The sequence below is a fragment of the Biostraticola tofi genome, assembly GCF_004343195.1.
Taxonomy (GTDB): Bacteria; Pseudomonadota; Gammaproteobacteria; order Enterobacterales; family Enterobacteriaceae; genus Biostraticola; species Biostraticola tofi.
Genome location: NZ_SMCR01000001.1, coordinates 726,477 through 746,750, shown reverse-complemented (window position 1 = coordinate 746,750; position 20,274 = coordinate 726,477). Strand labels below are relative to the sequence as shown.

Annotated in this window: 18 protein-coding genes; all 18 read left to right on the top strand. The window is 57.3% G+C overall.

Annotated features, from left to right (window positions below; translation table 11 throughout):
- Nucleotide 1: 1 nt before the first annotated feature.
- Nucleotides 2-535: an NADH-quinone oxidoreductase subunit NuoE gene (gene nuoE / locus EDC52_RS03260; protein WP_131863885.1), complete on the top strand. Its 534-nt coding sequence runs from the start codon at nucleotides 2-4 to the stop codon at nucleotides 533-535.
- The gene (gene nuoF, locus EDC52_RS03255) at nucleotides 532-1,881 is read left to right on the top strand and encodes an NADH-quinone oxidoreductase subunit NuoF (protein ID WP_131863884.1); all 1,350 of its coding nucleotides are present in this window, start codon (nucleotides 532-534) and stop codon (nucleotides 1,879-1,881) included. The genes nuoE and nuoF overlap by 4 nt, the downstream gene beginning before the upstream one ends.
- A 109-nt stretch (nucleotides 1,882-1,990) precedes the next feature.
- Complete coding sequence (gene nuoG, locus EDC52_RS03250; RefSeq protein WP_131863883.1) at nucleotides 1,991-4,720, top strand: NADH-quinone oxidoreductase subunit NuoG; 2,730 nt, start codon at nucleotides 1,991-1,993, stop codon at nucleotides 4,718-4,720.
- Nucleotides 4,717-5,694 carry an NADH-quinone oxidoreductase subunit NuoH gene (nuoH, locus tag EDC52_RS03245; protein ID WP_131863882.1) on the top strand — a complete coding sequence of 326 codons (978 nt, stop codon included), beginning with the start codon at nucleotides 4,717-4,719 and terminating at the stop codon, nucleotides 5,692-5,694. The genes nuoG and nuoH overlap by 4 nt, the downstream gene beginning before the upstream one ends.
- Before the next feature lie 14 nt (nucleotides 5,695-5,708).
- Nucleotides 5,709-6,251 (top strand): NADH-quinone oxidoreductase subunit NuoI, encoded by a 543-nt coding sequence (gene nuoI / locus EDC52_RS03240; protein ID WP_131863881.1) that lies wholly within the window; start codon nucleotides 5,709-5,711, stop codon nucleotides 6,249-6,251.
- A 10-nt stretch (nucleotides 6,252-6,261) separates the two neighbouring features.
- Complete coding sequence (nuoJ, locus tag EDC52_RS03235) at nucleotides 6,262-6,822, top strand: NADH-quinone oxidoreductase subunit J (RefSeq protein WP_131863880.1); 561 nt, start codon at nucleotides 6,262-6,264, stop codon at nucleotides 6,820-6,822.
- Nucleotides 6,819-7,121 (top strand): NADH-quinone oxidoreductase subunit NuoK, encoded by a 303-nt coding sequence (nuoK, locus tag EDC52_RS03230; protein WP_131863879.1) that lies wholly within the window; start codon nucleotides 6,819-6,821, stop codon nucleotides 7,119-7,121. Before nuoJ ends, nuoK begins: the two co-directional genes overlap by 4 nt.
- Complete coding sequence (gene nuoL, locus EDC52_RS03225; protein ID WP_131863878.1) at nucleotides 7,118-8,962, top strand: NADH-quinone oxidoreductase subunit L; 1,845 nt, start codon at nucleotides 7,118-7,120, stop codon at nucleotides 8,960-8,962. The genes nuoK and nuoL overlap by 4 nt, the downstream gene beginning before the upstream one ends.
- Nucleotides 8,963-9,070: 108 nt before the next feature.
- A complete protein-coding gene (gene nuoM / locus EDC52_RS03220) occupies nucleotides 9,071-10,606 on the top strand; it encodes an NADH-quinone oxidoreductase subunit M (RefSeq protein ID WP_131863877.1) in 1,536 nt (511 codons plus the stop codon).
- 6 nt (nucleotides 10,607-10,612) lie between these two features.
- Nucleotides 10,613-12,070, top strand: a complete 1,458-nt coding sequence (gene nuoN / locus EDC52_RS03215; RefSeq protein ID WP_131863876.1) for an NADH-quinone oxidoreductase subunit NuoN — start codon at nucleotides 10,613-10,615, stop codon at nucleotides 12,068-12,070.
- A gap of 265 nt (nucleotides 12,071-12,335) precedes the next feature.
- Entirely contained in the window at nucleotides 12,336-14,285 is a 1,950-nt protein-coding gene (locus EDC52_RS03210; RefSeq protein WP_131863875.1) for an FTR1 family iron permease, read from the top strand.
- A gap of 48 nt (nucleotides 14,286-14,333) precedes the next feature.
- Complete coding sequence (locus EDC52_RS03205) at nucleotides 14,334-14,861, top strand: iron transporter (RefSeq protein ID WP_131863874.1); 528 nt, start codon at nucleotides 14,334-14,336, stop codon at nucleotides 14,859-14,861.
- 105 nt (nucleotides 14,862-14,966) lie between these two features.
- On the top strand, nucleotides 14,967-16,355 hold the full coding sequence (locus EDC52_RS03200) for a Fe-S-containing protein (protein WP_131863873.1): 1,389 nt from the start codon (nucleotides 14,967-14,969) through the stop codon (nucleotides 16,353-16,355).
- Nucleotides 16,356-16,360: 5 nt separating this feature from the next.
- Entirely contained in the window at nucleotides 16,361-17,650 is a 1,290-nt protein-coding gene (locus EDC52_RS03195) for an ABC transporter permease (RefSeq protein ID WP_131863872.1), read from the top strand.
- Nucleotides 17,651-17,702: 52 nt separating this feature from the next.
- Entirely contained in the window at nucleotides 17,703-18,815 is a 1,113-nt protein-coding gene (locus EDC52_RS03190; RefSeq protein WP_165911651.1) for an ABC transporter permease, read from the top strand.
- Nucleotides 18,816-18,817: 2 nt separating this feature from the next.
- On the top strand, nucleotides 18,818-19,534 hold the full coding sequence (locus tag EDC52_RS03185; protein ID WP_131863870.1) for an ABC transporter ATP-binding protein: 717 nt from the start codon (nucleotides 18,818-18,820) through the stop codon (nucleotides 19,532-19,534).
- Nucleotides 19,515-19,655: a hypothetical protein gene (locus EDC52_RS19825; protein WP_165911639.1), complete on the top strand. Its 141-nt coding sequence runs from the start codon at nucleotides 19,515-19,517 to the stop codon at nucleotides 19,653-19,655. The genes EDC52_RS03185 and EDC52_RS19825 overlap by 20 nt, the downstream gene beginning before the upstream one ends.
- Complete coding sequence (locus EDC52_RS03180; RefSeq protein WP_131863869.1) at nucleotides 19,652-19,972, top strand: c-type cytochrome; 321 nt, start codon at nucleotides 19,652-19,654, stop codon at nucleotides 19,970-19,972. The genes EDC52_RS19825 and EDC52_RS03180 overlap by 4 nt, the downstream gene beginning before the upstream one ends.
- Nucleotides 19,973-20,274: the final 302 nt, after the last annotated feature.

Sequence of the window (20,274 nt, the reverse complement as noted above, 5' to 3'; positions counted from 1 at the left end):
TATGCACGAACACCTTGATATCCATGACCCCGCCGGTGTGCCTGCACAGCAAGATGAATCCGCTGTCTTCCAACTGAGCGACCTTGAACGTGATGCTATCGAGCATGAAAAACATCACTATGAAGATGCCCGCGCCGCATCGATTGAAGCACTGAAAATCGTTCAGAAGCAGCGCGGCTGGGTACCTGACGGCGCTATTCAGGCGATAGCTGAAGCGCTGGGTATTCCCGCCAGCGATGTCGAAGGGGTCGCTACCTTCTACAGCCAGATTTTCCGGCAACCGGTCGGCCGGCACGTTATTCGCTACTGCGACAGCGTGGTGTGCCATATCACCGGCTACCAGGGGATCCAGGCGGCCCTTGAGCAATCGCTCAATATCAAGCCAGGTCAGACCACAGCAGACGGCCGCTTCACCTTGTTGCCGACCTGCTGCCTGGGCAACTGCGACAAGGGGCCGACCATGATGGTGGATGAGGATACCCATGTTCATCTGACGCCGGAAGGCATTGGCCCGTTACTGGAGCAGTATCGATGACCAGAGAGATTATCCGCACGGCTGAAATGCATCCGCTGACCTGGCGTCTGCGGGCGGACCAGCAACCGGTATGGCTGGAAGAATATCGGTCCAAAAACGGCTATGCCGGCGCCCGTAAAGCGCTCACCGGCATGGCGCAGGATGACATTGTCAACCTGGTAAAAGACTCCGGGCTTAAGGGCCGCGGCGGCGCAGGCTTTTCAACCGGCCTGAAGTGGAGCCTGATGCCCAAGGATGAATCCATGAACATCCGTTACCTGCTGTGTAACGCTGATGAAATGGAACCGGGTACCTATAAAGACCGTCTGCTGATGGAGCAACTCCCCCATTTGCTGGTAGAAGGCATGCTGATTTCCGCCTTTGCCCTGAAAGCCTATCGCGGCTATATCTTCCTGCGCGGCGAATATATCGAAGCGGCGAGGAACCTGCGCCAGGCGATCGCTGAAGCGACCGAGGCGGGACTGCTGGGCAGGAATATCCTTGGCACCGGTTTTGATTTTGAACTGATCGTCCACACCGGTGCGGGACGTTATATCTGCGGAGAAGAAACCGCGCTCATCAACTCCCTTGAAGGACGCCGGGCCAATCCTCGTTCCAAACCGCCGTTCCCCGCCAGCGCCGGTGTCTGGGGTAAACCGACCTGTGTCAATAACGTCGAAACCCTGTGTAATGTGCCGGCGATCCTTGAGCATGGCGTCGAGTGGTATCAGGGGATCACCGCAGGCAAGAGCAAAGACGCCGGCACCAAACTGATGGGATTTTCCGGACGGGTCAAAAATCCCGGCCTGTGGGAATTGCCGTTCGGTATCACCGCCCGTGAAATCCTTGAAGATTACGCTGGAGGTATGCGTGATGGCCTGAAACTCAAGGCTTGGCAGCCGGGCGGGGCGGGTACCGACTTCCTGACCAATGATCATCTGGACCTGCCGATGGACTTCGAAAGTATCGGCCAGGCAGGCAGCCGTCTGGGAACCGCACTGGCAATGGCGGTGGACAACGAAATCAATATGGTTTCCCTGACGCGCAACCTGGAAGAATTTTTCGCCCGCGAATCCTGCGGCTGGTGTACTCCCTGTCGTGACGGCCTGCCATGGAGCGTGAAACTGCTGCGCGCCATAGAGCGCGGCGAAGGGCAGGAGGGGGATATTGAAACGCTGGAACAGCTTTGTCGTTTTCTGGGTCCGGGTAAAACGTTCTGCGCGCATGCGCCGGGCGCGGTCGAACCCTTGCAGAGCGCGATTAAATATTTCCGGGATGAATTTCAGGCGGGAATCGCCACGCAGCACTTTGGAAACACCGATGCCATCGCCGGTGTACAACCCAACCTGCTGAAAGAGCGCTGGTAACCGTGCGTACCGGCAGTCAGGCTTTTGGTCCTGTGCCGGGCGCATCGCATCCTGGACGCATATTGATTAACGCCCGCATTGTTGCGGGCCATACGGAAGCATGCTGACTATGGCTACAATCCATGTAGACGGCAAAGAATATGAGGTCAACGGTTCGGACAACCTGCTGGAAGCTTGTCTGTCCCTTGGCCTGGATATTCCTTATTTTTGCTGGCACCCGGCGCTGGGCAGCGTCGGCGCTTGCCGCCAGTGCGCGGTCAAGCAATTTCAAAATGCCGAAGATACCCGTGGACGGCTGGTCATGTCCTGCATGACGCCGGCCTCAGACGGAACCTTTATCTCTATTGAAGACGATGAAGCTCAGCAGTTCCGTAAAAGCGTGGTGGAGTGGCTGATGACCAACCATCCCCATGACTGTCCGGTCTGTGAGGAGGGCGGTAACTGCCATCTGCAGGATATGACGGTGATGACCGGTCATAACTTCCGGCGCTACCGCTTTACCAAACGTACCCACCGCAATCAGTACCTCGGGCCGTTCATCTCCCATGAAATGAACCGCTGCATTGCCTGCTATCGCTGTGTGCGTTATTACAAAGATTACGCAGATGGCCCGGATCTGGGGGTTTATGGCGCCCATGACAACGTCTATTTCGGCCGTCCTGAAGACGGAACGCTGGAAAGCGAATTCTCGGGCAACCTGGTGGAAATCTGTCCGACCGGGGTATTTACCGATAAAACCCATTCCGAACGCTATAACCGTAAATGGGATATGCAGTATGCGCCCAGCGTATGCCAGCAGTGCAGCATCGGCTGCAACACCAGCCCCGGCGAGCGCTACGGCGAGCTGCGTCGAATCGAAAACCGTTTCAACGGCAGCGTCAACCACTATTTCCTCTGCGACCGGGGCCGGTTCGGCTATGGCTATGTCAATCTGAAGGATCGTCCGCGTCAGCCATTGCAGCGCCGCGGCGACGACTGGATAAGCTTGAACGCCGATCAAGCGATGCAGGGGGCGGCGGATGCGCTGCGCCATGCCAAAAAAATGATCGGTATTGGTTCAGCCAGGGCAAGCGTTGAAAGCAATTTTGCCCTGCGCGAACTGGTCGGCGCCGATAACTTCTACTCCGGCATGGCGGCGGCCGAACAGTCGCGGGTTTCACAGATCGTGGATATCCTGCGCAACGGCGGCATCCATACCCCGTCACTGCGGGAAATGGAAAGCTATGATGCAGTGCTGGTGCTGGGGGAAGACCTGACCCAAACCGGCGCGCGCATCGCCTTGTCTATCCGTCAGGCGGTGAAAGGAAAGGCCCGTGAAATGGCCGCGGCGCAGAAAGTCGCCGACTGGCAGATAGCCGCCATCCTCAATATCGGTCAGCATGCCCGCCACCCGCTGTTTGTGACTTCGGTAGACAAAACCCGACTGGATGATATCGCTGCCTGGACCTATTGTGCGCCGGCCGATGAACAGGCCCGGCTCGGTTTTGCCATTGCCCACGCGCTGGATGACGCCGCCCCGGCTGTCACCTCCTTGAGTCAGGATCTGAAAGGCAAAATCGACGTTATTGTCCAGGCGTTGGCCGGTGCCCGTAAACCGCTTATTATTTCCGGCACTCACGCCGGCAGCGAAGCGGTAATTGCGGCTGCGGCCAACGTTGCCCGCGCCCTGAAAGGGCGCGGTGCCGAGGTAGGCATCAGTTTTGTCGCCGACGCCGCCAACAGTATCGGCCTGGCCCTGATGGGCGGTGGCACACTGGATGACGCTCTTGAACAGCTCGGCAGTGGCGAGGCTGACAGCGTGATCGTGCTGGAAAATGATCTTTATCGTCACGCTCCCGCTGACAAAGTGGATGCGGCGCTTGCCAGGGTAACTAACCTGATCGTGGTCGATCACCAGCGCACGGCCATCATGGATAAGGCCAATCTTATCCTGTCGGCGGCAAGCTTTGCCGAAAGCGATGGCACCCTGGTCAACCAGGAAGGCCGCGCTCAGCGTTTCTTCCAGGTCTACGACCCCTCTTACTACGACGCCGACACGGTTATGCTGGAGAGCTGGCGCTGGTTGCATTCACTGCACTCCACCTTCCTCAGCCGCCAGGTTGACTGGACGCAGCTGGATGACATCATCAGTGCCTGCGTACAGGCCCTGCCGCAGTTTGCCGGTATAGAGCAGGCGGCGCCGGATGCCAGTTTCCGTATCCGTGGACAAAAGCTGGCGCGTTCACCGCACCGCTACAGCGGACGTACCGCCATGCGCGCCAATATCAGCGTGCATGAGCCGCGTCAACCGCAAGACAAGGACACCATGTTCGCCTTCTCCATGGAGGGCAACAACAGCCCGCAGGCCAACCGGCAGCAAATCGCCTTTGCCTGGGCGCCGGGCTGGAACTCCCCCCAGGCCTGGAACAAATTCCAGGATGAAGTCGGCGGTCATCTGCGCCATGGCGATCCCGGCGTCCGTCTGTTGGAAGCCGGCGAAAGCACGCTATCGTACTTTACCGACATCCCAGCGCCTTGGGTGGGGGCCGAAACCGGTCACTGGCAGGTTGCGCCTTATTATCATCTGTTCGGCAGTGAGGAAACCTCCCAGCGTGCTGCGGTGATTCAGGAGCGCATGCCTGAACCGTATATCGCCCTCAGCCGGGAGGAAGCCGCCAGGCTGGGCGTTAACAGTGGGACATTGCTTGAGTTCAGCTGTGCCGGCCAACAGGTTCGCCTGCCGGTAAAATTGAGTGATGCCCTGGCCACCGGCCAGGTCGGACTGCCGCTGGGACTGCCGGGGATCCCTCCGGTCTGGCTGGGACAACGGGTCGAGAATTTGCGGGAGGCAACGCGATGAGCTGGCTAACATCGGATCTTATAGGCATCCTTCTGACCATCCTCAAAGCGGTGGTGATCCTGCTGGTGGTAGTGTCCTGCGGCGCCTTTATGAGTTTTGGCGAACGCCGGCTGTTGGGCCTGTTCCAGAACCGCTACGGGCCTAACCGGGTGGGATGGGGCGGTTCGCTGCAGTTAGTGGCGGACATGGTGAAAATGTTCTTCAAAGAAGATTGGATCCCGCCGTTTGCCGATCGGGTCATTTTCACCCTGGCGCCGGTGATTGCCTTTACCGCGCTACTGGTGTCGTTCGCCATTGTGCCGGTAAGTCCGAGCTGGGTGGTGTCGGATCTCAATATCGGCGTGCTGTTCTTCCTGATGATGGCGGGCCTGGCGGTTTATGCGGTGCTGTTCGCCGGCTGGTCAAGCAACAACAAATACTCATTGCTGGGTGCCATGCGCGCCTCGGCCCAGACCGTCAGCTATGAGGTATTTCTCGGGCTTTCGCTGATGGGGGTGGTTGCGCGCGCCGGGTCGTTCAGTCTGGGCGACATCGTTGCCTCCCAGGCGGACTTATGGAATGTCATCCCGCAGTTCTTTGGCTTTGCGACCTTTGTGCTGGCCGGTATCGCCGTCTGTCACCGCCATCCGTTCGATCAGCCCGAAGCCGAGCAGGAACTGGCCGATGGCTACCATATTGAATATTCAGGGATGAAGTTCGGCCTGTTCTTTGTCGGTGAATATATCGGTATCGTGACGGTTTCAGCGTTGATCGTGACGCTGTTTTTCGGCGGCTGGCAAGGTCCTTTCCTGCCGCCATTTATCTGGTTTGCACTGAAAACCGCCTTCTTCATGATGATGTTCATTCTGATCCGTGCGGCGTTACCCCGTCCGCGCTATGACCAGGTGATGTCTTTCGGCTGGAAAATCTGCCTGCCGTTAACGCTGCTGAACCTGCTGGCGACTGCTGCGGTCATCTTGTACAACGCGCAATAAGGGGTGAAAAAATTATGACATTCAAAGAGCTGGCAGTCGGTTGCGGCACCACATTACGCAGTATCTGGATGATTGGCCTGCAGGCCTTCAATAAACGCGAAACCCGGATGTACCCGGATGTACCGGTCAATCCGCCGCCGCGTTTTCGCGGGCGCATTGTGCTGACTCGCGATCCTGATGGCGATGAACGCTGTGTGGCCTGCAACCTTTGCGCGGTAGCCTGTCCGGTAGGCTGTATTTCGCTGCAGAAAGCAGAAACCAAGGATGGACGCTGGTATCCGGAGTTCTTTCGCATTAATTTTTCCCGCTGCATTTTCTGCGGGCTGTGTGAAGAGGCCTGTCCGACCACCGCCATCCAGCTGACGCCTGATTTCGAGATGGGTGAGTTCAAACGTCAGGATCTGGTGTATGAGAAAGAAGATCTGCTGATTTCGGGGCCGGGTAAATATCCGGAATATAATTTTTACCGGATGGCCGGTATGGCAATTGACGGCAAAGACAAAGGCGACGCCCAAAACGAAGCCAAGCCTATCGACGTCAAAGGTTTGCTGCCCTAAGGAGTTCTGCATGGAAGTGGCTTTTTACCTTTCCGGTCTGGTGGCGGTACTGGCGACATTGCGCGTTATTACCCATACCCAGCCGGTGCACGCTTTGCTCTACCTTATCGTTTCGCTGCTGGCTATCGCCTGCGTGTTCTTTTCGCTCGGGGCCTACTTTGCCGGCGCGCTGGAAATCATCGTCTATGCCGGCGCCATCATGGTGCTGTTCGTGTTTGTGGTGATGATGCTTAATCTGGGCGCTGCCGATACCCGCCAGGAGCGGGCCTGGTTGACGCCTTCAGCCTGGGTGGGACCGGCGCTGTTATCGGTGCTGCTGCTGGCGGTGCTGGTCTATGCGATAATCGGCGTGCCCGATCGGGGCATCAGCGGTGAGCTTATCGACGCCAAAGCGGTAGGTATTGCACTGTTCGGTCCTTACGTGCTGGCGGTGGAACTGGCGTCGATGCTGCTGCTGGCAGGCCTGGTGGTTGCCTTCCATCTCGGGCGCGAGGATCGGGAAGTCGATGCCCTGCATAAAGGCCCCAAGATAACCGACAGCCTGAAAAGAAAGACGGAGGAGCAAGCATGATCCCGTTAACGCACGGACTCATCCTGGCAGCCATGCTATTTGTACTCGGGCTTACCGGCATGGTGATCCGCCGTAACCTGCTGTTTATGCTGCTTGGACTGGAAATCATGATCAACGCCTCGGCGCTGGCGTTTGTCGTCGCCGGCAGCTACTGGGGACAGGCCGATGGCCAGGTCATGTATATCCTGGCGGTCAGCCTGGCGGCGGCGGAAGCCAGTATTGGCCTGGCGCTGCTGCTGCAGTTGCATCGCCGCCGTAAAACTCTGAATATTGATAATGTCAGCGAGATGCACGGATGAACCTACTCTACTTAACCATACTGTTTCCGTTACTGGGATTCCTGCTGCTGGCGTTTTCCCGCGGACGCTGGTCTGAAAATACCAGCGCAGCGGTGGGCGTGGGGTCCGTCGGTCTGGCGGCCCTGACTACCCTATGGGTAGCGATAGACTTCATGACCCATCGCACCGGGGAATCGAGCGTATTCCATCAGCACTTGTGGAACTGGATGTCGGTCGGCGACTTCTCGATACCGATAGCCCTGTCATTGGATGGCCTGTCACTGACCATGTTGTCGGTGGTGACCGGCGTCGGCTTCTTTATCCATCTGTTTGCCTCCTGGTACATGCGTTCAGAAGAGGGCTACTCGCGCTTCTTTGCCTATACCAACCTGTTTATCGCCAGCATGGTGATACTGGTGCTGGCGGATAACCTGCTGCTGATGTATCTGGGCTGGGAAGGGGTAGGGCTCTGCAGCTATCTGCTGATTGGGTTCTACTACACCGAGTCGAAGAACGGTGCGGCGGCGATGAAAGCTTTTATCGTCACCCGGGTCGGCGATGTGCTGCTGGCATTTGCTCTGTTTATTCTCTATCGCGAACTGGGCACCCTGAACTTCCACGATATGATGGTACTGGCACCGCAGAAACTGGCTGAGGGCTCGCCGGCGATCACCTGGGCGACCCTGATGCTGCTCGGCGGCGCGGTCGGTAAATCAGCTCAGCTGCCGCTGCAGACCTGGCTGGCGGACGCCATGGCCGGTCCAACGCCGGTTTCAGCGCTGATCCACGCCGCGACCATGGTGACCGCCGGTGTCTACCTGATAGCCCGCACCCATGGTCTGTTCCTGATGGCGCCCGAAATACTGCACCTGGTGGGGATCGTTGGTGCGGTGACGCTGGTCCTGGCGGGCTTCGCCGCCCTGGTGCAGACTGATATCAAGCGGGTACTGGCCTATTCCACCATGAGTCAGATCGGCTATATGTTTCTGGCGCTCGGTGTCCAGGCGTGGGACGCGGCGATATTCCACCTGATGACCCATGCTTTCTTCAAGGCGCTGCTGTTCCTGTCATCAGGTTCAGTGATACTGGCCTGCCACCATGAGCAGAACATCTTCAAGATGGGCGGGCTGCGCAAGTCGATTCCGCTGGTCTATGCCTGCTTCCTGGTCGGAGGCGCGGCGCTGTCGGCACTGCCGCTGATTACCGCCGGCTTCTACAGCAAGGATGAGATTCTGTGGGGGGCGATGGCCAATGGACATATGAACCTGATGCTGGCGGGACTGGCCGGGGCTTTCCTGACCTCGCTTTACACCTTCCGCATGATTTTCGTTGTGTTCCATGGCAAGGAAAAAATCAAAGCGCACGCCGGCAAGGGCATTACTCACCATCTGCCGTTGCTGGTACTGCTGGTGCTGTCCACCTTTATCGGGGCGCTTATCAGCCCGCCGCTGGCCGGCGTACTGCCGGAGAGCGATTTTGGCCATGACGGCAAAATGACACTGGAAATCACCTCGGGCGTGGTCGCCATCGTCGGCATCCTGCTGGCGGCGGCGCTGTATCTGGGCAAGCGCACCCTGGTGCACCGTATCGCCAACAGCGCGCCGGGCCGGTTGCTGAGTGTGCTGTGGTTCAATGCCTGGGGCTTCGACTGGCTATACGACAAGATTTTCGTCAGGCCTTATCTGGCTATCGCACGCCTGCTGCAGCGCGATCCGCTTAACAGCCTGATGAACGTCCCGGCGGTTATTGCACGCCTGTCCGGACGCGGCCTGCTGGTCAGCGAGAGCGGCCAACTGCGGTGGTATGCCGCGTCGATGAGTCTTGGTGCGGTTATTGTGATAGCGCTGCTGGTATTCGTTTAACGGCTAGTCAGGACGGCATCACAGTCGCGGAAATGGGGCAGGGCAGTATCGCCTCCCCGCTTCCAGGGCAAGTTTTTTGATTTTTACACTTTAGGGACGCAAAACGCCATGCTACTACCTTGGCTGATACTTATCCCCTTTATCGGCGGTCTGCTCTGCTGGCAGTTCGAGCGCTTTGGCACCCGCGTGCCGCGCTGGATTGCCTTGATCGCAATGGGGCTGACACTGGTACTTTCGCTGCAATTATGGCTGCAGGGCGGCTACACCTTGGCAACAGCTCAGGGACTGCCTCAATGGCAGGAAGAGTTCCAGCTGCCCTGGATCCCGCGCTTCGGTATCTCAATCCATCTGGCGCTGGATGGTCTTTCGCTGCTGATGGTGGTGCTGACCGGGTTGCTAGGCGTATTGGCAATCCTGTGTTCGTGGCGTGAAATCCAACGCTACCAGGGCTTCTTCCACCTTAACCTGCTGTGGATCCTGGGCGGCGTTATCGGCGTGTTCCTGGCCATTGACCTGTTTCTGTTCTTCTTCTTCTGGGAAATGATGCTGGTGCCGATGTACTTCCTGATTGCGCTTTGGGGACACAAAGCGTCTGACGGCAAGACCCGCATCACCGCCGCCACCAAATTCTTCATCTACACCCAGGCCAGCGGTCTGGTCATGCTGGTGGCGATCCTCGGCCTGGTATTCGTGCATTACAATGCCACCGGGCTTTGGACCTTCAATTACGAAGACTTGTTGAATACGCCGATGTCCCATACGGTCGAATATCTGCTGATGCTGGGCTTCTTCCTGGCGTTTGCAGTGAAAATGCCGGTGGTGCCGTTGCATGGCTGGCTGCCTGATGCCCATAGTCAGGCGCCGACCGCCGGCTCGGTCGATCTGGCCGGCATACTGCTGAAGACCGCAGCCTATGGTCTGCTGCGTTTCAGCCTGCCGCTGTTTCCCAATGCTTCCCATGAGTTTGCCCCGATCGCCATGTGGCTGGGTATCATCGGTATTTTCTACGGTGCCTGGATGGCATTTTCCCAGACCGATATCAAACGCCTTATCGCCTACACCAGCGTCTCCCATATGGGCTTTGTGCTAATTGCCATCTATACCGGCAGCCAGCTTGCCTACCAAGGCGCAGTGATTCAGATGATTGCCCACGGGCTTTCCGCCGCCGGCATGTTTATCATCTGCGGCCAGCTTTATGAGCGCCTGCATACCCGTGATATGCGCCAGATGGGCGGCCTGTGGAGCCGGATCAAATTCATTCCGGCGCTGTCGCTGTTTTTCGCGGTCGCGACCCTCGGCATGCCGGGCACCGGTAACTTTGTCGGCGAATTCACCATTCTGCTTGGCAGCTTCCCGGTGGTGCCGGTCATCACCGTCATCGCCACCTTCGGGCTGGTGTTTGCATCGGTTTATTCGCTCATCATGATGCAGCGTGCCTACTACGGACCGGCTAAATCGACCGAGCCATTGCCGGGTATGACCTTGCGCGAGTTGCTGATCATCATGCTGCTGGTGGTGCTGCTGGTGCTGCTGGGACTGTATCCACAGCCGATCCTGGATACTTCAGGAGCGGCAATGGGTAATATCCAGCACTGGTTCACGCTCAATGACGCCGGTTCAACCCTTTCAACAACAAGGCCGTAATTCGCCATGACAATAACTCCTCAACAACTGATTGCACTGTTACCGCTTCTGATCGTCGGATTGACGGTGGTGGTTGTGATGCTTTGCATTGCGTGGCGACGCAACCACTTTGTTAATGCCACCCTGACGGTAATCGGCCTCAACCTGGCATTGCTGTCGCTGTGGTTTGTTGGCCAGGTAGGCCCTCAGGATGTGACTCCGCTGGTGCGGGTCGACGGTTTCTCGATGTTCTATACCGCCCTGGTGCTGTTGGCCAGTCTGGCGACCAGCACCTTTGCCTATTCCTGGCTGGCGGGCTATACCAGCAACAAGGACGAGTTCTATCTGCTGGTGCTTATCGCCGCGATGGGCGGCATTCTGCTGTCCGGCGCCAATCATATGGGGTCGCTGTTCCTGGGTATCGAGTTGATTTCTCTGCCGCTGTTCGGCCTGGTGGGCTACGCCTACCGGCTGAAGCGCTCGCTCGAGGCCAGTATCAAATACACCCTGCTGTCGGCGGCCGCGTCGTCCTTTCTGCTGTTCGGCATAGCGCTTATCTATGCCAACGCCGGAGACCTGTCGTTCGCTGGCCTGGGCAGCAAGCTTAATGATGCCATGCTGCATCAGCCGCTGCTGCTGGCCGGACTGGGCATGATGATTGTCGGCCTCGGTTTCAAACTGTCGCTGGTGCCGTTCCATCTGTGGACCCCTGATGTCTATCAAGGTGCGCCGGCACCGGTATCGACATTTCTGGCTACCGCCAGCAAGATAGCGATCTTTGCCGTGGTGATGCGACTGTTCCTGTATGCCCCGGTGACCAACAGTGAAGTGGTGCGGCTGGTGCTGAGTATTATCGCCGTTGCCTCCATCCTGTTTGGTAACTTGATGGCGCTGGGGCAAAGCAACATCAAACGCCTGCTGGGCTATTCATCCATTTCCCATCTTGGCTATCTGATGGTCGGCCTGGTGGCCGTTCAGCAGCAGGTGCTGGCACTGGAAGCGGTGGCTGTTTATCTGGCCGGTTATCTGTTCAGCAGCCTGGGCGCCTTCGGCGTGGTCAGTCTGATGTCCAGCCCACACCGGGGCGACGATGCGGACTCGCTGTATTCGTACCGTGGCCTGTTCTGGCATAAGCCAATCCTGTCGGCCGTGCTGACGGTGATGATGCTGTCCCTGGCCGGTATCCCGATGACGCTGGGCTTTATCGGCAAGTTCTATATCATGGCGCTTGGCGTCCAGGCGCACCTCTGGTGGCTGACCGGCGCCGTGGTGCTGGGCAGTGCGATCGGCCTTTATTATTACCTGCGCGTCATGGTCAGTCTGTACCTCAGCCCGCCGGAAAGTCTGCGTCGGGATACGCCATCCAACTGGGCATTGACCGCCGGCGGGGTAGTGGTACTTATCTCGGCCCTGATGGTGCTGCTGCTCGGTCTCTATCCGCAGCCGTTGATATCACTGGTTCATCTTGCTCAACCCCTGATGTAAACCCTGAAAACCGGCCTGGCTGAACACTATACTCAAGAGGGATTACCCGTAATGAGGATAAGTTCAGCCAGGCCGGTTTTTTGTCGCCAGGCTGGTATTTTGTGTCCGTTAACCTCGGCTATATTCCTTAAAGTCATAACCTTCTCACGCCCCACGGTTAAATAGTTTCTGTGAAAAATTCGTTTCTTGATAACCGTCAATGTTTGTGACTATTATTAGGTGATAATGCAAATTAATCTCATTGACGTTGCCGTCGGCCCTTCCCATGACCTCATTTTGCCGTAACAGTATATTGTGCTGCGTCCTTTGGCTGCTGAGTGCCGCCGCCGTGTGGGCCGCAGATGATTATCAACGCTGGATAACAGACATCAAAGGTCGGCTGGACAGTACCGGCCAGCTTTATCAGCAGCAGCAAACCAGCGCAGCCCGCCGTGAAGTGCAGATGGCCTATTTTGAAGTGTTTGAAAATCTCGAAGGGCCGATCCGTATCAATATTTCAGCCCAGAAAAGCTATCAAATGGAAGCCGCCTTTGGTGAAATCCGCCGCATGATGGGCGAGGGCAAACCCCATGAACAGGTCCAGGCCAGTATCGATGGGCTGAAAAAAGATCTGGATGAGGTGCAGCCGGTACTGACCGCGGGCCATAAACTGGTGGCTGCCGCCCAGCATGGCGCATACGACAATCAAGACATTGCCGTTTACTGGCAGCAGAGTTTCAAGACCATCGATGACGCCCTGGCGCAGGCGGTGGCGCTTTATCAGCAGGGGCAATTCGCCGCCGCCGGCCAGCAGGCACAGCAGGCCCATTTCCAGGGTTTTAAAAATTCGGAAATGGAAATGTCGATTCGCAATAATCGATCTTCCAAAGAGGCAGCCTCGATCAATCAGCAGTTCACCGCCCTGATTGCACTGGCGCGCCAGCCAGGCAATATGAGTGAACTTGGCTACCAGGTCACTACGCTTTTGCAGAATATAGAAGACCTGCTGCCTGGGCTGCCGACCACCCGCGACAGTCAACCGGTGTCAGCCATGCCGGTCGAATCAGCTGCCATTGATCCATCCGCCATTGATGCAGCTGGCGGCGGCGATGCCGACTGGGCCGCCGTCAGCCGTGATATCAATAGCGCTATCGCGGCAGCGATTGGGCAATACCGTAACGGCCAGGCTAAGGAAGCGATGCTGGCGGTCCAGGACGCCTATTTTGACCGTTTCGAAGCCAGCGGCATGGAGAACAAAATCGGCTCCCGGGACCCGGCGTTCAAATCGGCGCTTGAAGGCTACTTTACCCGTCTGGTCAGCCTGATAAAGGCGGGACAGTCAGCTGATCTGCTGCAGACCCAGGCCGACGCCTTGCAGGCCTCACTGACGCAGGCCACAGAATTGCTGGGCCAGGGCAGTGAAAGCCATTGGAGCCTGCTGCTTTACAGCTTGATGATCATTGTACGCGAAGGGCTGGAAGCGTTACTGATCGTAGCGGCGATCATCGCTTATCTGATTAAAAATGACCATCGCGACAAACTGCCGCTTATTCGCCAGTCGGTTTGGCTAGCGCTGCTGGCAAGCGTGCTGACTGCCGGTCTATTCCAGCTGCTGTTTGCCAACGCCGGCGCCAGCCGAGAACTGCTGGAGGGCATCACCATGCTGATTGCGATGGTGATGCTGTTCGCCATGAGCTACTGGCTGTTGTCCAAGGTAGAAGCACGCCGCTGGAAGGCCTATCTCGAAGGCAAGCTGTCGCTGTCACTGACCGGTGGCTCTCTTTTCGGGCTATGGCTGACCAGTTTCCTGGCGGTCTACCGCGAAGGCGCAGAGACGGTGTTGTTTTATTACGCCCTGGTGGGCGACGCCAGCGGCGTCACAGGTCATTTGTCTATCCTGGCCGGTTTCCTCATCGGCTGTGTGGTGTTAGTCGCTGCCTACCTGGTGATGCGCTACACGGTGGTTAAATTGCCGTTAAAACCGTTCTTTATGTTCACCGGCTGCTTTATGTATCTGATGGCGTTTGTGTTCGCCGGCAAAGGCGTGCTGGAACTGATTGAAGGCAAATTGTTCGAGCCGACCCTGCTGCCAGGGGTGCCGGAAGTCAGCGCTCTGGGCATTTATCCCTATATGGAAACCCTGTTCCCGCAGATTATTTTGCTGCTGGCCGCCTTGATTGCCCTGTGGGTGATGCGCAGGCGTGCCGGTGCCATGGCACTACCGGAAGCGATGTAGAGTAAAACAATAAATAAAAAACCCCGTTTATGACAGAGGATGATGTTAATGAAGATGACCAGAAGCCTGATGGCTACAGCCATCGCTGCGGCGGTATTGGCGGCACCTGCAGCCTTTGCCTTCACTGAGCACCCTGCCGGTGAAGCCGTTACCCTCAATGAAATGGAAATTGCAGCGGTATATCTGCAACCGATAGATATGGAGCCTCGTGGTATGGGCCTGCCCGCCGCCAAGGCGGATATCCATCTGGAAGCGGATATCCATGCGGTGGAAGGCAATAAAAATGGCTTTGGCGCCGGCGAATGGATGCCGTACTTGACCATCAATTATACGCTGGTCAATACCGACACCGGGGACAAACAAGAAGGCACCTTTATGCCGATGGTCGCCAGCGATGGCCCGCATTATGGCGCTAACATCAAGATGATGGGTGTAGGTAACTATAAAGTCACCTACCATATCGAACCGCCGTCAAAAGCCGGTCTTCACCGGCATACCGATAGCGAAACCGGCGTTGGTCGCTGGTGGAAACCGTTTGATGTCAGCTACGATTTTAAATATGTCGGCCTGAACTAAGACCGATTTGGGCCACACCGATAGTCTGAGGGGTGGCCTGCCTTGTCTGCTGCCGACGTGCGGGTCTGCCGCATGCCGGCGCGCTATCCATCCCGAGTAGCTGTCATGAATTATTTTTTCATTACCGTATTGCAGGCTTTTCTGCCGGTAGTGCTGTGCTGCGGCCTGAACTGGGTCAGACGCCCGGTGCCCGGGTTGCGTGCGCTGGTGTGGCTGAACCTGCTTGCCCTGGCGGCCGGTATCACTGCCGGGCATCATCTTCCTGCTGGGCAGCTAGCACAATTGCTGCTGGTGGTAACTGAAGTCGTTGCCGTGGTGGTGTGTCTACTGGGCCAGTTCAGCCGTTCCCTATCGGCTGGCGCGATGATTCAAGCGATACTTATCGCTGGCGCAGCGATGCATTGGAGCACTGATCCCAACCTCAGCGCCTTGACGCCGACCGGCGTTATCAATACCGAGTTACTGCTCAATCTCAGCGCCGTGGTGCTGGCCATCGCCCTGCTGGCGCTTATCGCGTCCCTGGTGACGCTGCTGGTGCGGCGCTGCCCGGCGCTGCGCTGGCCGCTGTTATTGCTGCTGGCTGTGATGTTGCTGCTGCCGCTGTCCGGTCAGGCGATGCTGCTGATGATGAAGCTTTCGCTCTCGGACCTGACTAAAACCCGCCTGAGCTTTGTGGCGCAGGTCACCAACAACAGCCGCTGGCTTAATTACCTGTGCGCAGTGCTGCTGGTTTTGATGGCGGCATCTTGCCTGCCGGCATTGCTCCGCCTGCGCGCTGGCTTACAGGCCCAACGACAGCCAGTGGCCCGGCGTAAGGCTACCGCCCAGTACCGGGATGCTCGCCGCAGTATGCTGGTGATGATGGGCGCCGCGGCAGTCGTGGGGTCCGGGCAGCTGTATTGGGATCTGATCGCCTCCCGGCCGCCCCGGCTCTCCGAAGCTCTGGAGGTAAAGCTGAGCGCCGATGGTCAGTTGCATATCCCGATAGACCAGGTGCGCGATGGCAAGCTGCACCGTTTCGTCTGGATTGCCGATGACGGCAAAGCGGTGCGATTTTTTGTGATTAACCGCTATCCGGACCGGTTGCGGCTGGGCGTGGTGTTCGACGCCTGCCTGCTGTGCGGCGATCAGGGCTATGTGATGGAAGGTAACCAGGTCATTTGCGTCGCCTGCGGCGTTCACATCTTTATCCCCTCCATTGGCAAGCCGGGCGGCTGCAACCCGATACCGATCGACGACTGGCATAACGACGACGTGGAGTTGGTTGTCAGTAAGCCGGCACTGCAGGCGGGGGTTAACTACTTCACCACCGTAGTGACACTGAATGTGGCCGATCCGGTTGATGGCACTCGTTTGACCAATATCAGCGCTGAACATAAGTACAGCTATGGCGGCAAACTGTATTTCTTTGCCAGCGAAGCCAACTATAACCGCTTTCGCAGCCAGCCGACCGCTTTTGTGGCGGCAGCTGCGTCAGCGCCGGAGGACGAATAGACACCATGCTGTGGCGAATGCTGAGACAGTCCTGGCGGCGAAATATTGGCCGTAAAAGCCTGGCGGTGCTGACGGTTTTCCTGGCCGCGGGCCTGATTTCCGCCCTGCTGGCGGTGTCGATCGATATCGGCGACAAAATGGCGCGCGAGCTCAAATCCTATGGCGCGAATATCCTGATTGAACCCGCCGGGCAGGCGGCGCTGCCGGACCTGTTCGGTGAGCGCGGCAGTCCGTTGTCCGGCCAGGATCTCCTCGATCAGACCGAACTGCCCAATATCAAGGATATCTTCTGGCGTAATAATATCGTCGGTTTTACGCCACTGCTCAGTGGCGAAGTCCGGATCGGCGATCGTTCGGTGCCGGTGCTCGGCACCTTCTTCTCACAACCGGTCGCCATTCCGGACGAGACGGATTATCGTACCGGTCAGCAGGCAGTAAGCCCCTACTGGCGGGTGACCGGCCATTATCCCGCTGAACCGGCCAAGCCTGGCGAAGTCGGCGAAATGCTTATTGGTCGGCAGCTTGCCCAGCAAAGCGGCTGGAAAACCGGCGATCGGCTTTTGCTAATCGGCAGCCATGGCCGGATGGAAATGCGCATTACCGGCCTGCTGGCGACCGGCGGCGATGAAGAAAGCCGGTTGGTGATGCCGCTGACGCAGGTCCAGCAATTGATGGGACTGCCGGGTAAAGTTCAGGCCATCAGAGTATCGGCGCTGACGGTGCCGGAAAATGATCTTTCCCGCCGGGCCAGGGATAACCTGGATGGACTGACGGCGGAAGAATATGATTTGTGGTATTGCACCGCGTTTGTTTCCTCAATTTCACATCAGCTGGAAGAAGCCATCTCCGGTTCAGTAGTGCATCCCATCTGGCAGGTGGCCGCTTCCGAAGGCGTGGTCATCGGCAAGATCCAACTGCTGCTGGCGGTGGTCACCCTGGCGGCGCTGATGGCGTCCGCCATGGGCATCGCCTCGCTGATGACCAGCACCATCATGGAGCGCGCCAGGGAAATCGGCCTGATGAAAGCACTGGGCGCACGCCAATGGCAAATCATGCTGCTGTTTTACCTGGAAGCGGCAATGAGCGGCGTGCTCGGTGGTTTACTCGGCTGTGTCGCCGGTTGGATGCTGGCGAAAGCCATTGGCCTGATGCTGTTCGGTATACCCTTGAGTTTTGCCTGGGTGGTGGTGCCCTGTGTCGTGGTTATTGCGGTATTGATAGCGCTTATCGGCACCTGGTTCCCGGCACGGCGGATCAATCGCCTGCTGCCGGTGGAGGTGTTGTATGGCAATTGAGGTCCAGGTGAGCCGGCAAGCCGATGGCAACCGCCGCTGGGCGTCGCGCAGTATGTTCTGGACATTGGTGTTCAGGGCGCTGAAGTTGCGGTTGCAGCGCGTGGCCGTGGTATTCGCCGCCCTGACGGTTGGCGCGGCTATCGTTACCGCCATGGCGGCGGTGTATTTCGATATCAATGCCAAGATGAGCCAGGAGCTCAAGACCTTCGGCGCCAATTTTTATGTCGGTCCAGGGCAGGGCAACAGCCTGCCGGAAGCCACTCTGCCGTCGATCCTGGATGCCGCGCCGCCGGGACTTATCAGCGCTGGCAGTCCCTATCTGTATGGGATGGCGCGTACAGAACTGGAAAAAGTCGTGCTGATGGGGGTATGGTTCGAGTCCTTGCAACACCTGGTGCCGTACTGGCAGGTCAAGGGCCACTGGGTAGGGGTGAGTTTTGATGATCGCCATGCCATGATAGGCGTTAAGCTTGCTGAGCGGCTGCATCTGACACTCGGAGATTCGGTGACGCTGCTTGAGGGCGAGGCCCGCCAGAAGCTGCAGATCAAGGGCATCGTCGAGGCAGGTGATGCCACCGATAATATGCTTATCATTAACCTGGAATCGGCGCAGAGATGGCTTCATCAGCCTGGCTCAATAAGCCATGCGCTGCTCAGCGTCAACAATGATCTGGGGCAAGTAGATGCCTTTGCCCAAACGCTGCGCCTGCGCTATCCGGACCTGGAGGTCCGGCCGATCCTCAAGGTTTCCGCGTCCGAAGGCCAGGTACTGGACAAAATCAAAGGGCTGATGGGGTTGGTTTCAGCGGTTATCCTGGTGCTGTCATCACTGTGCGTCAATACCACCCTTATTGCCATTGTCGGCGAACGCTCACGTGAATTCGCCCTGCAGAAAGCCTTGGGTGCCAGTGCACGAGATATCAGTCTGCAAATGCTGGCGGAAACCGGCATTATCGCCCTGGCGGCGGTGGTTGTCGGCGTGCTGCTGGGTTTGGTCTTGGCGCAAATCCTGGGGCAGACGGTATTCAATGCCGCGATTGCGCTGCGAGCTCCGGTTATCCCGCTTACTGTCGTCACCTCACTGCTGGTGGCGGCTATTGCGGCCGTGGTACCGGTAAGACGTGCGCTGCACATTGAGCCGGCAACAGTACTAAAAGGAGAATAAACATGGTTGCTTCGTCTAGGCAGGGATTAGCGGCAGTAGCGGATTGCGTTATTGAAACCCGACATCTGTATAAAAGATTCGGCAAGGTGACCGCACTGGATGACATCAATCTGCACATCCGGCGCGGTGAGTTTGTGGCGTTTATGGGCGCTTCAGGCTCCGGAAAGACGACGTTAATGAATATTCTCACCTGTCTGGATACCGCCAGTGAAGGTCAAATGTTGCTGGATGGCATTGATGCTGCGGCATTGGATGAAGAGGGCCGCCGTAAATTCAGAGCCGATAAGATCGGTCTGGTTTTTCAGCAATTTCATCTGATTCCCTATCTGACCGCGCTGGAAAATGTCATGTTGGCACAGCATTACCACAGTATCATTGATGAGTCGGCAGCCTGCCAGGTGCTGGAAAAGGTCGGCCTGGCACAGCGGATGGGGCATTTGCCGAGCCAGCTCTCCGGTGGGGAGCAACAGCGGGTGTGCATCGCCAGGGCACTGGTTAACGAGCCACCGGTGATTTTCGCCGATGAACCGACCGGCAACCTGGATGAAGAAAATGAGCAGCGGGTATTGCAGTTGCTGACCGACCTGCACCATCAGGGCCGCACGGTGGTGATGGTGACCCATAATCCGGATTTGGGGCGTTTCGCCGACCGGATCATCCGCTTGCAGCACGGCAAATATGTTGGCGAGGAGAGAAATCATGATAACCAGGCTCAGTAGGGTGAACAGCATCGGTAGCCTGATAGCGCTGGGGATGCTGACGGCCAATTGTGGCGGTTGCGCTGCCGATCTGGCCACGCTTGAAGCCCTGTATCGTCAGTTTGGGAAAGCGAAATCATGAACTGGGTTGCTTGGCTATTGATAATCGGTTCCACCACCGGGGTCGCCAGCGCCTGGTCAGCTACGGGTCAGATGCTTTACCAGCAGACTTGTTCAAGTTGCCATGGCCGCAATGCCGATAAGCAGGCGCTGCGGCAATCACTGCCGCTGGTGACGCTGAGTCGTGAACAGATTGTGACCGGTTTGGCCGATCGCCGGGACGGTCAAATCCAAGGTAATCCGCTGGGGCAGCGGGCCAAGGCGGGCCTGACCGATCAGCAAATCGACGATCTGGCAGGCTATATCCGCAGTCTATCTTCTGCTGAGGCTGCTCAATAAATACCCGGCCATGTTCTCGCTGCAACATACAGAAAAAAGCAGCGGGTAATAATTCATCTATCTCTGCGGGCTCAAACCGTTAAACAGGTTACCCTAAAGGGTCGCATTATAATTAATCGATATAGCGATATCCTCACTCTATGTCCTATCGATCAATAATATATTGAGGAAATAAAAGTCACGCCAAAATACATTAAAGTATAGAATTCTCCCTCCTCAACTCAAGCAAAAAAATAACCCGATAACCCAGACATCGATCAATCACCTTTTATCAATAGCGTCAGGCTTGCTGGCCAGCATCT